This window comes from Ensifer sp. ZNC0028, from assembly GCF_000799055.1.
In the GTDB taxonomy this organism is placed as follows: Bacteria; Pseudomonadota; Alphaproteobacteria; order Rhizobiales; family Rhizobiaceae; genus Ensifer.
On sequence record NZ_JTLA01000003.1, the window covers coordinates 1 to 15,185 of the forward strand.

Below are 15,185 nucleotides of genomic sequence, written 5' to 3' on the forward strand. Positions count from 1 at the left end.
TAGCTCGCCTGCCCTGTCGCACCATTGGCATCGGTCGCCGTCACGGTGAAGCTGAAATCGCCGTCGGCTGCCGGCTGCCCGGAGATCGCGCCGCTGGCTGGATCGAGCGTCAGCCCGCCCGGCAATGCTCCGGATGTGACCTGATAGAAATAGGGGGCCGTTCCGGCGCTGGCCGTCAGGCTCTGGCTATAGGAAACCCCGGGGACGGCGGCCGCAAGCGTGCCACCGGCCGGAGAAAAGACAAGCAGCGGCGGCGAGACCGTCACCGTGACGGTTGCCGGCGTGGATGTGCCGGTCGCATTCGATGCGGTGTAGGTGAAGCTGTCGGTGCCCGAATAGCCTGGCTCAGGTGTATAGAGGATCTGCAAGCCGGAGATCGACGCCGCACCGCGCGACGGCGGACTTGCGATCGCCACCGATGCGGACGCGCCGCCCGAGAGGCTGGGCGAAATGGTGTTTGCCGTCGAATTGGCGGCAACTGTGGCAGCGACGGCGCCGGCCGACGGCGCCTCGACCGCGACTGCCAGGCTATAGGTGGCAGAGCCGGTTGCGCCGTTCGCGTCGGTCGCCTCGATCGTGAAGCTGTAGTTGCCGTCCGTCGTCGGCGTGCCCGACAGGCGGCCGTCGGCTGCAAGCGTCAGGCCCGGCGGCTGCGAACCGGTGATCGCGTAGCTGTAAGGCCCGGTTCCGTTGGCCGCCGAAATCGTCTGATCGTAGGGCTGGGCAACGGTCGCCCCGGAAAGCGATCCAGGAACGGGCGTAAAGGCGAAGATCGGCGCAGACACCGTCACCGTAACCGTCGCCGGCGCTGATGTCCCGGTCGCGTTCGTTGCGGTGTAACTGAAGCTATCAGTACCGGAGAAACCCGCGGTCGGCGTATAGTTGAACGACGTCCCGGCCACCGTGGCTGTGCCGTGCGATGGCGCGGCGGTGATGGTTACGGAAGCGGCGGCGCCACCGGAAAGATTGGGCGCAATCACATTCGCCGACGAGTTGGCGGCAACCGTCTTTGTCGTAGCGCCGGCAACCGGCGCCTGCACCCGAACAATCAGGCTGTAGCTGCTGGTGCTGGACGCGCCGTAGGTATCCCTGGCGCTCACTGTGAAGTTGAAGGTTCCATCCGCCGTCGGTGTGCCGGACAGGGCACCTCCGGAGGAAAGGACCAGGCCGCTCGGCAAGGCACCGACCGCGACCGTATAGCTATGTGGCCCCGTTCCGCCGCTGACGCTGAAGGTTTGGCTGTAGGCCGTCGCTGCCGTTGCCGTCGGAAGCGCGCCGGAAGCCGGAGTGAAAACGAAGTTCGGCGCGGAGACCTGGAACAGTTGACGGACGGAAGGGGCAGCGAGAAAAGCGCCGTTGCCAGCTTGCGAGACCTCGATCTCGCAATCGCCACCATTACGGAAGGTTACCGCACCGCTTGAGGTGACGACGCAGACGCCGGGCGTCATGGATTGCCAGGCTACGGGAAGCCCGGAACTGGCGCTCGCCGTCAGGTTCACCGGCGTCGCATAGTTCTGCGGGCCGGGATTGGCGAAGGTGATCGTCTGCGACCCCATCGGGGTGACCGCATTGGAGACGCCGGACGCCGGCCCCAGTCCTCCGTTGCCGGTCGCTGTCACCGTGAACGTATAGGGTGTGCCGTTGGAAAGACCCGTAACCGTGACTGGGCTCACATTGTTCGTCGCGACGTGGCCGCCGGGGCTCGACGTGACGGTGTAGAGGTTGATGCCCGAACCACCTGTGTTCGACGGCGCCGTGAACTGGACGATCGCTTCACCATCGCCTGGCGTCGCCGTCACCGCGGTCGGCGCGCCCGGAGCAACCGCATCGACGGTGAAGCTCTGGCTCACCGTTGGCGCCGGCAGATAGGTGCCGTCACCCTCCTGGTCCGCAGCAATCGTGCAGTTCCCTGCGCTGTGGAAGGTCAGATCGCCGCCGGGGGTGATCGTACACACGGCCGCGGTCGAGGATGTAAAGGCAATCGGCAAACTTGCGCTCGACGATGCCGTCAGTGTCGGCGTGGTGCCGAAGTTCTGCGCGCCCGGATTGACAAAGTTGATCGTCTGCGGCGAGCGCGGCGTCACCGCATTGGAAGGGACCGACGCCGGGCCGGGAGCAGCGCTGCTGTTGGTCGCCGTCACCGTAAACGTATAGGACGTGCCGTTTGTGAGCCCGCTCACCCTAATGGGGCTCGATGAGCCGCTCATGGTCAAACCGCCCGGGCTTGATGTGACGGTGTAGCTGACGATCGCCGCACCGCCGGTGCTCGCCGGCGCAGTGAAGGCGACGTCCGCCCACGTATCGCCGGCCGTCGCCGCGCCGATCGTCGGTGCGCCGGGCGAAACCGCATTGACGGTGAAGTGCTGGGTCACAAGCGGCGCCGGTCGAAAACTGGCATTGCCGACCTGCTCGGCGATGATGGTGCAGTTTCCGGCCGAATGGAATGTCAGTGTCCCGCCGCTATCGGTCGTACAAACGGCCGTCGTCGACGACGTAAATGCAACAGGCAGACCGGAACTCGCGGTCGCGCTCAGCGTCGGGTTGGTGCCGAAGTTCTGTGCGCCGGGATTGGCAAACGAGATCGTCTGGTTGCCCTGAGGGATCACGGCGCCGGAGGGCGCTGACGCAGGGCCGACGCCGACGCTGTTGCTCGCGGTCACAGTAAAGGTGTAGCTGGTGCCGTTGGCAAGGCCGCTCACAGTGATCGGGCTCGTTGATCCGCTCCCGGTGAAGTTGCCTGGGCTTGATGTGACGACATAGCCTGTAATCGCGGTGCCGCCGTCGAAGGCGGGCGGCGTGAAGCTCACAGCGGCGCGGGTGTCATCTGCCGTGGCCATAACTGCCGTCGGCGCGCCCGGAGCCACTGCAGCGACATTGATGCTGTAGTTTTCGCTCGCCGTCCGGCTATGCATGTCGGTCGCCGTAACGGTGACGTTGAAGGCGCCTGCAACCGTTGGCGTGCCTGTGATCGCGCCGCTTGACGAGGCCAGGCTAAGGCCGGGGGGCAGCGTTCCCGGCGCTGCGGCATAACTGACCGTCCCAAGCCCGTTCACGGCTGCGATCGACGTGTCGGAATAGGCCGTCCCGGCAGTCGCGGCCGTCAACGCGCCGCCTGCGGGCGTCAGGGTCATGGGCGGCGCCGAAATCGCGATGCTGTAGCCAGCCGACGCGGACCCTGCGATCGAGCCTGTCGCGGTGATCGTGAAATTTTTGGTGCCGTAACCTGCCGCCGTCGGCGTGCCGGAAATCGCACCTGTGGAACTCAGGCTGAGGCCGTCTGGAAGCGTGCCGGCCGTTACCACATAGGTAAACGTCCCCACGCCGCCGCTCGCAGAGATCGATGCGCCCGGATAGGCCACGTTCACTTCACCATTCGCAAGCGCGCCGGCCGCTGGCGTCAGCACTACCGGTGGCGCTGCAATGGCGATCGAATAGACTTTGGAATCGGTTCCGACGGTCGCAGCCGTCGCCTTCACCGTGAAGGTGGCGGAACCATAGGCGCCAGGAAGCGGCGTTCCGGTGATCGCGCCCGTCGAGGGATTGATGCTCAGACCCGCCGGCAGGGCGCCCGCCGACACCGAATAGGTGATCGCACCGACACCCCCTGTCGCCGAAATCGAGCTGTTTGAGTAGGCAACACCCACCGTTCCACCCGAAAGCGCGCCGGCCGCCGGCGTCAGCACAACTGGCGGCGCCGAAACGTTGATCGTGTAGGTTGCCGAGGCAGTGCCGGATGTCGCCGCCGTCGCCGTCACGGTGAACGTCCTTGCACCGATCGCCGCGTCCGTCGGTGTGCCCGTGATCGCTCCGGTCGTCGTGTTCAGGCTTAGGCCGACCGGAAGCGCGCCGGGCGGAACCGAGTAACTGATTGCGCCCGAACCGCCAGAAGCCGAAACCGTCTGCGAATAGGGGCTGCCGACCGTGCCGGCAGCGAGCGTGGAACCGCTCGGCGGAACAAAGGTTACCGGCGGAAAATTGTTGATAGTAATCGTCACCGATTGCGTTTTCGAATGGCTGCCGCCGGTCGCGATCGTGGTGCTGTCCTGCACCTTCAGCACGAAGGTCGCGCTCCCCGCAGCCGTCGGTGTGCCGGACAGAAGCCCGCCCGGCGACAGTGTCAGACCGCTTGGCAGCGCATTGCCGCTATCGCGCGTGAATGTATAGGGAGCCGTGCCGCCGCTTGCGTTGAACTGCACGCTGTAGGCCGCTCCGACGTTCCCGTCAGGCACCGTCGCCGGCGTCACGTTGATTACCGGCGCGGCAATGTTGACGCTGTAACTCTTGTCGACAAACAGCGCCGTCGGGGCGGTGGAATCGGTCACACGAAGCGTGAAGCCATAATTTCCGGATCCGGTCGGCGTTCCCGTGATCGCGCCCGCATTGACCGTCAGCCCCGGCGGCATTGTCCCGCCCACCTGCACATAATTGTAGGGCGCGACGCCACCGGTGGTGCTGAGAGCTTGGCTGTAGGCGGTTCCGACAACCGGCGCCGGCAGGCTTGCTGGCGTTACCGTCAGTGGCGAACTTGAAGGCGTGATCGTGATGTTGAATGTGACGGGCTCGGCGAGATCGTCCTCCACGATAAAGGTGTCCGACGTCGCCCCGTCTCCATTGTTGGTATAGACCAACGCATAAACGTTCTGTGGTGTGCCAAATGTCAGGCTTCCGTGCGACGGAGCCGTAATCGTACCGCCAAAGCCACCGGCCGCGCAGGTGAACATCACGGTGCCGCCGGAGGCGATCGTGGCCGACTGGGTCGGCGAGCAAGCTGCCCTCGCGACGGTCGCGGGCAAAAGGCTGGCCATACAGACAAGAACTGTAAATACGAGGAACGAAGCCCCCTGCGCCCACAGCGCGCGCGCGCCCCAGACTCGTCCCCGAAATCGTTGAAACATGTCGCCGCCCCCGCGCGCACCGTGCGCCGCATGGACGCTCGTCCATCGTCACGATCAGTCCGTTCACCGCCTCGTCCACTGATTGACATGTAAAATCGAGTCTCACAACCCAGAATCGCACTACCTGTGCGCGAATACGAATAAAAAGATCGCGTACCGTCACTTCCCAAGATGCTCGTTATGAGAGAGAGTGCGCCACAGGGGATATCCAGAGTCGTCGGGAATAGGGAGCGCGGCACGCATGACCGAAGTCTTCATCGGGCAGATAATGATGGGCGGATTCAATTTTGCGCCGCGAGGGTTCGCGCTCTGCAACGGTCAGATTATGCCGATCGCCCAGTACCAGGCACTGTTCTCTCTGCTGATGACCAAATATGGCGGCAACGGTACGAACAATTTCGCGCTTCCCGACCTGCGCGGCCGAACGCCCGTTGCTTTCGGACCATCCGCCGACGCGGGTTGGCAACCGACGACACCTTATGGGATCGGCAATCACGACGGCGAAGAAGCGGTGGCGCTCACCTCTGCCGAAATCCCACCGCACACGCATCAGGGCAAGGGGACGACCGCCCCCGGCAAGTTGCGCGTGCCCGCAAACATGCTCTATGCCACCACAACTTTGCCGATCTACGCACCGACGGGAGAAACCCAGGTGCAACTCTCTCAGCCAAGCGTGGCGCCGGCAGGTGACGGACAGGCTCATTCCAACATGCAACCCTACTCCGCCATCAATTTTAGCATCGCACTGACGGGCATCTATCCATCACGCAACTGAGCCAGTCGCCGGAGGTTTAACATGAGCGCTCCCTATGTTGGAGAAATACGAATGTTCGGCTTTCCCCGTGTGCCGATCGGGTGGCAAGCCTGTGATGGTACGCTGCTGCCGATCGCCGACAACGAACTGCTGTTCAATCTGATCGGAACCACCTACGGCGGCGATGGCCAGTCATATTTCCGTGTTCCCGACCTGCGCGGCCGTGTGCCGCTTCACTTCGGCAGCGCACCAAACCGCTCACCGTACGCGATCGGCGCAGTCGGCGGCACCGAAAGCGTCACGCTTTTGAGCACGCATTTGCCGGCGCACAGCCACCCGATGTACGCAACGAACGCCGCTGCAAATGCCACGACCATCGGCGCGGGCGTCGAACTCGGGGCGCTTAGCAGCAATACGATGTATGCCACGGACGTCTCCGGTCTTGACGCGCAGAAAACCAACCCGAGTTCAACCGAGCCGGCCGGTGGCAACCTCCCTCATGACAACACAATGCCGACGTTGCCGGTGCAGTTCTGCATAGCAGTCGTCGGCATCTACCCGACGCAAAGCTGATACGAGCGGCCATTTCACAATTAGGGGGAAAGAATGACAGAGCCTTTCGTTGGTGAAATCCAATTGTTCGGTTTCGATTTTGCGCCAAGAGATTGGGCTTTCTGCAACGGCACCACAATTCTGATCCGCCAGAATACCACGCTCTACTCGCTCATTGGCGTCACGTACGGAGGAGACGGTCGAAACACCTTCCAACTGCCGAATTTCTCCGGCCGAGCCAGCTGCGGTTCGGGAACCGGACCGGGTCTTTCGCCGCGATCGGCCGGACTGGCTTTCGGCGCGGACAATGTCACCCTGCACACTCCGGAAATGCCGGGACACACCCATTCATTTACCGCCTATCTGCAGCCGGACTCGACGAAAAGGGCAAGTGCCCCATCAGCCGGAAACTCACTGACCTTGCCTCTCGACAGCCCGGTCATGGCCAAGGACGCCACGGCGGATGCAAAGTTCGCCGCGGGTATGATCGGCCCCACGGGAGGCGGTTCGTCGCATGAAAACCGTCAACCCTTTCTCGCGGTGAACTTCAGTATCGCCCTTCAAGGCGTGTTTCCGCAATTCTCGTGACGACATCCGACACCATGCCCCTGGTGGAATTTCCAGTGCGGACTGTCCCCGCTCGCATCACTGTCGCAGGCCTGTCTTTGCGCCATGCCACGTCGGAAGACGTTCCGTTCCTGCTGGAACTCTACCGATCGTTTCGGGCGGACGAACTGGCGCCGGTACCCTGGCCGCCTGAACGGAAACTCGCGTTTCTCGATCAGCAGTTCCTGTTCCAGCATCGCCACTACATGGCGACCTTTGCCGATGCGGATTATCTGGTCGCCGAGGCCGAATCCCAGCCGATTGGGCGCGTGTATCTGGATTGGAACAAGGACCGATGGCTGATCGTCGACATTGGGTTTCTTCCGCAATGGCGCCGCCAGGGCCTGGGGACGAGGCTTATCGCAGCCATCCAGCAACAGGCTGCCCTCGCGGCGGCCACAGCCATAAGCCTGCACGTCGAACAGCACAATTTCCGGGCTCAAGCGCTCTATTACCGCCTTGGGTTCCGAGCGGTTGAAAACGGCCCGTCACACGTCCGGATGGAATGGCCTTGCCGCAACCACGCCGAAGCAGGTGACCTCTGACCGCCGTCGTGGCTTAATTGAAAACAGCCTGATAGACGATGCCCTGCTTGTCACGGGCGACCGGCACGAGAAAAATATCGAGCGCCCCGAGCGACGCATTTTTCAGCCGATAGATCTGCTGCGGCAGCACGATCGCCGAACCGCTGCGGAAGACGAGGGAAAAGGGGGCGCGAAGCATGCCGGGCATGATGTGCGTCGTGCCGGGCGTGGCTTCTGCCAGGGTCAAGGGCATCGTGCTCTCTCCCAAAGACAGATCGAACGCCTGACCAACGCAACCCGCGAAATGTTGAAGCGTCAGCAATTCCATGCGCGGATCCCCTTGATGATTCCCGTCTGGGTCGTTCCCGACATTTCTACACCATGGAAGTTGAACACAAAAGCCTCAGCCGGTGAGGATCGGCAGGTAGCGATCTGAGAACGGCAAAAGCAGGCAGCTGCGCGAGCGCCGCATTCCAAGCCGCGAACACGCAGCCCGCTCTGCCATCGCGATCACTGCAGCAGTCGCGCGAGCCCGGTTCGAAGGTCGGTTGCGCAGCGATAGTCGAGTTTTGCCTGGAGCGCTTCAACGCACCCACGCGATCGCCTGACTTCACCCAACAGGCCGTCGATATAGGTGAGATCCGAGCGGCTGCCGGTTTCCTCGATCATGATCCGCGCAAGGTCGCTGATCGATGTCTCAACACCGCTGCAAACATTGACGATGCGCGCGCCCGTGTCCCAGCGGCCAAGCGCGTGCAGCAATGCCTCCACGACGTCATCGACATGGACAAAATCACGGGTCTGGCGACCATCGCCATGGATGGTGATGTTTTCACCGCGCTCCAGCCGTTCGGCAAACTTCGCGATCACGCCGGAATAGGGAGACGATGGATCCTGCCCCGGCCCGTACACATTGAAGAAACGCAAGCCCAGGCTCGCGATACCGTAGACCTCGTAGGCAGACCGGGCGTGAAGCTCGCAGGAAAGCTTGTCCGCACCGTAAGGCGAAAGCGGAGTGCAACGTCCGGTTTCGGAAAGCGGCAGTTCCTGGCTCGCCCCGTAAACCGCGGCCGATGAGGCGTAGACAAGCGGTAGATGCGCCTGGGAATGGGCAAGCTCCTCGATGATCGTGAGGAAACCGGTTATGTTGATTGCGTGCGATGACGTCAGTTGCCGCTTGCACCGTTCCACCGAGGAGATCGCCGCCAAATGGATGCAGGCGTCCACACTGGCGAGCGCGCGGCGCAAGGCGTCGCGGTCGAGCACCGACCCCTCGATGAAGGTCGCAGCCTGCGGAACGTTTTCTCGCTTTCCCGAACTCAGATCGTCGAGGATGGTGACGTCGTGGCCGGCCTTCACCAGCCGCCGGGCAAGGTGGGCGCCAATAAACCCGGCTCCACCGGTAACCAATATCCTTTTCAAGTCGATTTCCCTCGCGACACCTCATCGCGATCGGAGGCGCCTGGATCTTAAGTGCAGGTGGTTTCCTGAGCCGCCGAGCCGGCCCGGAGCGCGACCGGCCCTCGGCCAGTGCGTCCGTAACCGGACCTTCCGTCTGGGTTGCAATCTTCCTTGTCGCCCGGGCGGCGTCAAGGCTCTGGCCATCAGGTTTACCGTTTCGCTGAGATGTCGTCGCTTGGGAAAGCGACAAAGCCGACGCGTGTCCCAGGTGAGACCGGTTGAACCGCCCAGTGCCTTAGGGCGCGGGGCAACCAAGGATCAGGTCTTCCACTTCGGATCCTGAGCCGACGCGCATCAGGACCTTGAACCGGCCGTCGGCGCCGACCTCGAAAAGCGTACCCCCGTTTTCGCCCTTCTCGTTCGTCCGGGTCACGATCAGCAAGCTTCCAGCACCCCTCAGATAAGATCGAATGTTGGACACGGCCAAGCGGATCTGCGCGTTGGAGAAGTAACTCCTGTTGAGAATGTTCGCGGCTCTGACGAGATCGAAGCGGCCGGCGAAGTCCGGCGAGCGCCGCATGATGTCATCCTCGACGAATGCGATGGAATCGTCGCGCGACAACGACCGCGTGATCATCTGGACCGGCTCGCTCCTTCCACTGCGGATCAGCGCGCGAAGGCGCGGCTGCAGCATGGATTTCGCCAGCTGGCGCGGAATGAAGGCAAGGGACACATAGTCGAGCCGTCGGATCCAGGGTCGGATCGCAAGACCGGCGACATCATATTGCAGCGGCCAACCTTCCGGATCGGCAAGAACGCGGACCCCTGGCGCCACGTCGACGATGTGCGCGTCGATGAAGAGATCAGTGGCGGTGATCTTCGGTTTCGCCCCGCAGGCCTCCAGGTATCGCAAGAGCTCGACCGTCGTCACGCCGGTGGAAACGCCGACATCGAGCACCTCCCGCAACTGCCCTGCCCTCTGCGAAAGCAAGGGCCTGAATGCCGTTTCCAGCTCGCGAAAGCGCGACGGCTGTGTGAGCTTGAAGGTGCCGTTTCGCATCTTCAGTCTTGCGAAGAACTCAGACTCCCGGACCCAGTCCGTCGAGCCGTCGTTTCCCGAATAAAATTGCCGGGCGCTCATCACCATGGTCGGACAACCTGTAAAAATTGCCTGCGGCTCTCGAACCCCGGGGGGCGTCTGGCAGCGGCCGATTGCTCTGCCGCCTGCCTTTCCAGACAGGGGCTCAGCGCCCGCTAAAACGATCCTGAGGGTAAACTGGCCGACATCGGCTCCCAAAACATGAAAACGACAACAGTTAATTTCAGTATATTCGAAAACAATGCAGGGATAATACCAACTCCCCAGGAGATTCCAAGTTACATTTCAGCAGTTGCTTTCGAATGAGCCGCTGCGTGATGACACGATCCCGATGGCCCGATCGTGTCGCCTCGTGCTTTCTCCACATCCCCCGGCAGAACGCCGCGACTGCTCAGGGCAGATCCTGTGACGGGTGCGAGGAACGGCGGAACCGAGAGGCGCCGGTATCTGCGCCGGCCGTCGTCAATGTCGGCGGACCGGGCTTGATCAGATCGTAAAGATCCTCGTAGCACGAGACGGTCCGGTCGATCGAAAAGCCCTGCGCACGGCGGCGCGCATAGGCTGTCGCATTGCGATACTTCTCGTCATCGCTGGCAAGTTCTCGAATGCGGTCGGCAAGCTGCCCGTGGTTTTTCGCCGAGAAGCGGTAGTCGTCGTTGTCAACGACGACGGCCAGCCCTCCGACATCGCTGACCAGCACCGGCAGGTCCGACGCCATCGCCTCGACCACCGCCACCCCGAAGCCTTCCCAGTGGGACGATTGCACATAGAGATCAAGGCGGCCGAGGAACGCCGGGATATCCCGGACCAAGCCGGAAAAGTGGACGCGCTCGCGCACGCCGAGAGCGCCGGCGAGTTCTTCGACGATCGGACGGCGGTCCCCCACACCGGCAAAGACCGCATGGACATTGCCCGGAAGCCGCTGGAGGGCGCGCACGATGGTTTCCTGGTCCTTCTTCTCGGTGAAGCTTCCGACCATGCCGATGTAGAAGAGGCCATCCTGTCTCGGCTTGCGGTCGCGCGCCGACGCAAACCGGTCCAGGCTGACGCCGTTTTCGACGATGTGGATTTTCGCGGCCATGGGCGCCAGCCATTCGGACAGGTGGTCGCGGACAGGTGTGCTGATCGCCGCAACACAGTCGTAACGGCCATAGACCCAGCGTTCGATACCGCGCAACCAACGCCTCGCCCTTCGGCGGTTCCAGGTGTTGTGCTCGGTGTAGATTTTCCGAAAGGGCAGGAGCGCGCAAAAATAGAGGGACGGAAACAGGTGGACGTGCACGACGTCCGCTGCGCGCATCGCCCGCCATGCTTTGGCAATCGAACGGGGGCTCGACAGCTTGGCCGCGATGATCGTCACGGCAGCGAAGGCCGTGTCTTCCAGGAGCTCGTTATTAGCTCCCTTCCACACGATTACCGTTGCCGAAAACCGCGTCTGTCGCTGCGCCATTTCCACGACCAGGCGCTCGGCGCCGCCGTTTCCGTTAAGGTCGTTGATGATGTGAACGACGCTGCCTGCCATCGTAAGACAATCGCCTCAAATATCCCTCGAAGGCGATTATGCATAGCAACCGTCAATTCAACAACTATTAGTAATGTATACATCGAAAATTATGAGTTTCTCATTGAAGCGCTAGAAGCACGTGCAACCGAAAGGTTCTAGAAAAGCATCGTCGCGGTTGTTCTTTTCTTGGAGAACACTCGCGACTATTCTGAAAAAGGTGAAATGTGCCCGTCAGATCAATGCCATGCGCTCAAGAAGCAGCTTGTTCACGGCATGCACGTCGAACTTTGATTGGGCGAGTTCGCGTGACCTGAGCCCCATGTCCGCAATCAGCGAAGGCGCTCTCAGGAAGCGGCACATGGCTTCGGCCAGTTGCTTGGCGTTGCGCGGCTCCACCAGGTAACCATTGAGCCCGTCGACCACCGTCTCGTCGCAGCCCGGCAGATCGGTGGTGACCACCGCGCGCCCCGTCGACATCGCCTCGAGAATGCTGCGCGGTATGCCCTCGCGATAATAGGACGGTAGGACGAAAACGCTGCAATTGGTGAGATGCGGACGCACATCCGTGGTTTCGCCGAGATAGTTCAGGCTGCCGTCCTTGACCCATCCGTCGATGGTCTCAGCCGAGATCGCCGCCGGACTGGGATCGAACTGCCCCAGAAGGCGAAATTCGGCCTCCGGAAATTGTTGGCGGACGATGCGCGCGGCCTCGACATATTCGCTGATCCCCTTGTCCTTCAGCAGGCGGGCGACAAGCAGAAAGACCGGGCGCCCGCTGGGCGGGCTCGAAAAAGCATAGTGGTCGAGATCGACCCCAGAGCCCGGGACCAGCGTCAGTTCGCGCTGATCGGAGATCAGCCTGCAGCTCTCGATGTCGGCGGAATCCGCACGGTTATAGGCAAAGACCCCGCCAGCCCCCTTGAGCGCCAGCCGGTAGAGCAGCACGCTCAGCTGCTTGATGCGGCGCCCGACCCACCGCTTGCTTGCGGCATCCGAGTAGACATGGCCAAGGCCGGTCACGAGAAAATACCGTCGCTTGACGCCGGCCAGCCGGGCGGCAATGCCGCCGTAAACGATCGGCTTCATCGTATAGGGGATCACGACATCGATCTGCCGTGAACGAAAGAGCCGCCAGTAGGACCAGAGCGTCGTCAGATCCGTCAGGGGATTGAGCCCCGTGCGTGCCATCGGCGAGCGGACGAACTCCACACCGATCGCGGCAAGCTGACGGACGACGTCCTCGTCTTCTTCCGGCCCGACGGCCAGAACCGAATGGCCGGCCTCGACCAGGCGCCGCAGCAGCTCCAGCCGAAAATTGGTGAGCGAACGGCTGTAGCTCGAAAGCACCGCGATCCGCTGTTTCAGCACCACGCCGGCAACCGCCGATCCCGCGGCAACGGCCACCCGCTGTGGCGGCTGCCTGACCGGAGAATAGTCGCTCGCGTCAATCAACATCAGGCCGCGCTCCATACAAGCGTTCGAAAGATCGCACAGATCACATCGGCATCGGCGTCGACGGCGGCCCCCGCCTAAGGCTCGACAGCGCTGCTTGCAGGACATCGTCAGTCAGATGCGTGACATCGGCGTCGGCGGCCCCTTCCTCCCCGTCATCCGACGAGAGCGCCCCGGCCGTACCTTCGGCCGGATGCTTGTCGAAGCCCGGAATGAGGCTGTTCATGATCGCAAAAACCATCGTCTGGTCGCCGAGTTCGGCAAAAAGCTTCAGGCGCGCGAACATCTCCTTGAGTGTCGTCAAGGGCACGGCATTCGGGATCGCGCCGAGCACGCCCGGAATGGGAGAGCTGATGCGTTGCTCGCCGCTATCGAACAGCTCCTCATAGAGCTTTTCGCCGGGCCTCAGGCCGATGATCTCGATGTCGATGTCCTTGCCCGGCGTGAGACCGGCAAGCCGGATCATCCGCTTGGCGATGTCGATGATCTTGATCGGCTCATTCATATCGAGAACGAAAATCTCGCCCTTGCCGATTTCGCCTTCGAGACCGTAGGCGGAAGCCTGCAGCGTCAGTTCGACGGCTTCGCGAATGGTCATGAAGAAGCGTGTCATGCGCGGATCCGTCACCGTCAGCGGGCCACCCTTGGCGATCTGCCGCTTGAACAACGGGATCAGCGAGCCGCTCGAACCCAGCACGTTGCCGAAGCGAACGGTCATGAAGCGCGGGCCGGAGCCCTTCTTCAGGCAATGAAGGTCGAGCGCCTGGCAATAGAGTTCAGCCAGCCGCTTGGTCCCGCCCATCACGCTGGTCGGGTTGACGACCTTATCGGTCGACACCTGCACCATCGCCTGCACCTTGAAGCGGCGGGCGGCATTCGCCACGTTCATCGTGCCGATCACATTGGTCAGCACGCCCTCGCAAGGGTTAAGCTCCACCATCGGCACATGCTTGAGTGCGGCAGCATGGAAGACGAGTTCCGGCCGATACTTGGCAAAGACGTCGTTGACGCGATTGGCCCGGCGGACGTTGCAAAGGTTTGCGGTCCGCTTGACGGCCGGATAGCGCTCTCCGAGCTCCATATCGATCGCATAGAGATTGTACTCGCAGTTCTCGACCAGAATGAGCTCGGCCGGTTCGCGCGCTGCCACCTGCAAGGTAAGCTCACTGCCGATCGAACCACCGGCGCCGGTGATCAGAACGCGACGGCCGCGGATGAGGCGCAGAATTGCCTCGTTGTCGAGGGCTGCCTGCGGGCGCTCCAGAAGATCCGTCAGCTCGATCGAGCGCAGTTCGAAACGGCTTTCCTGCTTGGCGCTCTTGAGTTCCGTGATCTGCGTCAGGCGCGATACGGTCATGCCACGCGCTTCGGCGCGCCGCATCACATCCTCCGCACCATCGCCAAACGCCGAAAGCGCTTCGGTAAAGACGACATGGCGCGGCAGCTGCCCACTCTCTGCGAGCGCACAGACCACACTATCGAAATCGCTGAGCGCGCCGAGGATTGGAATGCCGCGCAAGGTCATATCCGTATGCTCCGGCGTCACTTCCAGGCAGCCGACCGGCTTATGGCTGCAATGCGGATCGCGGCGGAGCGCTCTCAGATAGAGGTCTGCCGCATGGCCGCTGCCGACGAGCAAGGTCGGGATCTGCTCGGCATTGTCCTCGGCGACCGGCTGGCGCCGGCTCGGGCGCAACGCCAGTTCGTCAAGCCGGAAGCTCAGCCGCGAAGCCGAAAGGAATGCCGTCAAAAGCAGCGCCTCGAGCGGCACGACGCTTCGCGGCATATCCTGGAGGCGGTTCGCAAAGAACGACATCAAAACCAGCGCCGCCGAACTGATCAAGACGGCCTGTAGGATCGAGCGCAGATCCGAAACGGAGCAGTAGCGCCAATCGCGGGCGTACAATCCGGCGACCGGAAAGGCGAGCGCACAGGCCAGAAGATATAGCGGCCCGGTCGATACCAGCGCCCAGATCAACTCCGGACGGGTCGACATCGCGTCGAAACCGTAGCGCAGGAAAAAGGCGGCCACGAGCGCCAAAGCTGCAGACGCTATGTCCATCGCATAGAGCACACGCGATCGACGAACCTGCTTGACCGAGGATACGGCCGTTCTTGCCGCCAGGCGCAAAAGTGCGCGTCCGACAGCGGCAAACCAGGTGAATATGGTGAGGAACCTTGCCCAGTATCTCGCCATGGGCGGCGGAGACGGGGCGACGGCTTGCGTGGGCTGGGCAGCGGCCTCGTTGCGATGCATGCGACACCCTTCGATCCATAAAACGCCATTCAACCGCCGCGCCGAGAACGGACGGACGAATGATGCGCCTTGAGACGTCATGTCTCGTTGAATTTGTTTGGAATAAACTTCTGATACCGATCAGATCATACAAAGTTACCT

At 62.3% G+C, this 15,185-nt stretch carries 11 protein-coding genes; 4 read left to right on the forward strand and 7 right to left on the reverse strand.

The window, feature by feature from the left end:
* On the reverse strand, positions 1 to 4,793 hold a 4,793-nt coding region (locus L981_RS33145; RefSeq protein WP_197067082.1), incomplete at its 3' end, for an S-layer family protein.
* 343 nt (positions 4,794 to 5,136) lie between these two features.
* On the opposite strand from L981_RS33145, the gene L981_RS00620 reads away from it, so the two are divergent.
* From L981_RS00620 to L981_RS00635, 4 genes are read left to right on the forward strand one after another with little or no spacing between them, the layout of a single operon-like run.
* Positions 5,137 to 5,670, forward strand: a complete 534-nt coding sequence (locus L981_RS00620) for a phage tail protein (RefSeq protein WP_043610786.1) — start codon at positions 5,137 to 5,139, stop codon at positions 5,668 to 5,670.
* A 21-nt stretch (positions 5,671 to 5,691) separates the two neighbouring features.
* Positions 5,692 to 6,222 (forward strand): phage tail protein, encoded by a 531-nt coding sequence (locus L981_RS00625; RefSeq protein ID WP_043610788.1) that lies wholly within the window; start codon positions 5,692 to 5,694, stop codon positions 6,220 to 6,222.
* Positions 6,223 to 6,255: 33 nt separating this feature from the next.
* Positions 6,256 to 6,789, forward strand: coding sequence for a phage tail protein (locus tag L981_RS00630; protein WP_043610789.1), 534 nt, complete (start codon positions 6,256 to 6,258; stop codon positions 6,787 to 6,789).
* Positions 6,790 to 6,803: 14 nt separating this feature from the next.
* The gene (locus L981_RS00635) at positions 6,804 to 7,352 is read left to right on the forward strand and encodes a GNAT family N-acetyltransferase (protein WP_052201498.1); all 549 of its coding nucleotides are present in this window, start codon (positions 6,804 to 6,806) and stop codon (positions 7,350 to 7,352) included.
* Between the two features lie 13 nt (positions 7,353 to 7,365).
* Here L981_RS00635 and L981_RS00640 read toward each other — a convergent pair whose 3' ends face one another.
* From L981_RS00640 to L981_RS00665, 6 genes are all read right to left on the reverse strand, one after another.
* Complete coding sequence (locus tag L981_RS00640; RefSeq protein WP_043610790.1) at positions 7,366 to 7,659, reverse strand: hypothetical protein; 294 nt, start codon at positions 7,657 to 7,659, stop codon at positions 7,366 to 7,368.
* A gap of 182 nt (positions 7,660 to 7,841) precedes the next feature.
* Positions 7,842 to 8,753 carry an NAD-dependent epimerase/dehydratase family protein gene (locus L981_RS00645; RefSeq protein ID WP_043610791.1) on the reverse strand — a complete coding sequence of 304 codons (912 nt, stop codon included), beginning with the start codon at positions 8,751 to 8,753 and terminating at the stop codon, positions 7,842 to 7,844.
* Positions 8,754 to 9,027: 274 nt separating this feature from the next.
* On the reverse strand, positions 9,028 to 9,879 hold the full coding sequence (locus L981_RS00650) for an ATP-binding protein (protein WP_043610792.1): 852 nt from the start codon (positions 9,877 to 9,879) through the stop codon (positions 9,028 to 9,030).
* Positions 9,880 to 10,222: 343 nt separating this feature from the next.
* Positions 10,223 to 11,353 (reverse strand): glycosyltransferase, encoded by a 1,131-nt coding sequence (locus L981_RS00655; RefSeq protein ID WP_052201499.1) that lies wholly within the window; start codon positions 11,351 to 11,353, stop codon positions 10,223 to 10,225.
* A gap of 213 nt (positions 11,354 to 11,566) precedes the next feature.
* A complete protein-coding gene (locus tag L981_RS00660) occupies positions 11,567 to 12,790 on the reverse strand; it encodes a glycosyltransferase family 4 protein (RefSeq protein ID WP_043610852.1) in 1,224 nt (407 codons plus the stop codon).
* A 40-nt stretch (positions 12,791 to 12,830) separates the two neighbouring features.
* Positions 12,831 to 14,984 (reverse strand): nucleoside-diphosphate sugar epimerase/dehydratase, encoded by a 2,154-nt coding sequence (locus tag L981_RS00665; protein WP_082005841.1) that lies wholly within the window; start codon positions 14,982 to 14,984, stop codon positions 12,831 to 12,833.
* Between the last annotated feature and the right edge of the window lie 201 nt (positions 14,985 to 15,185).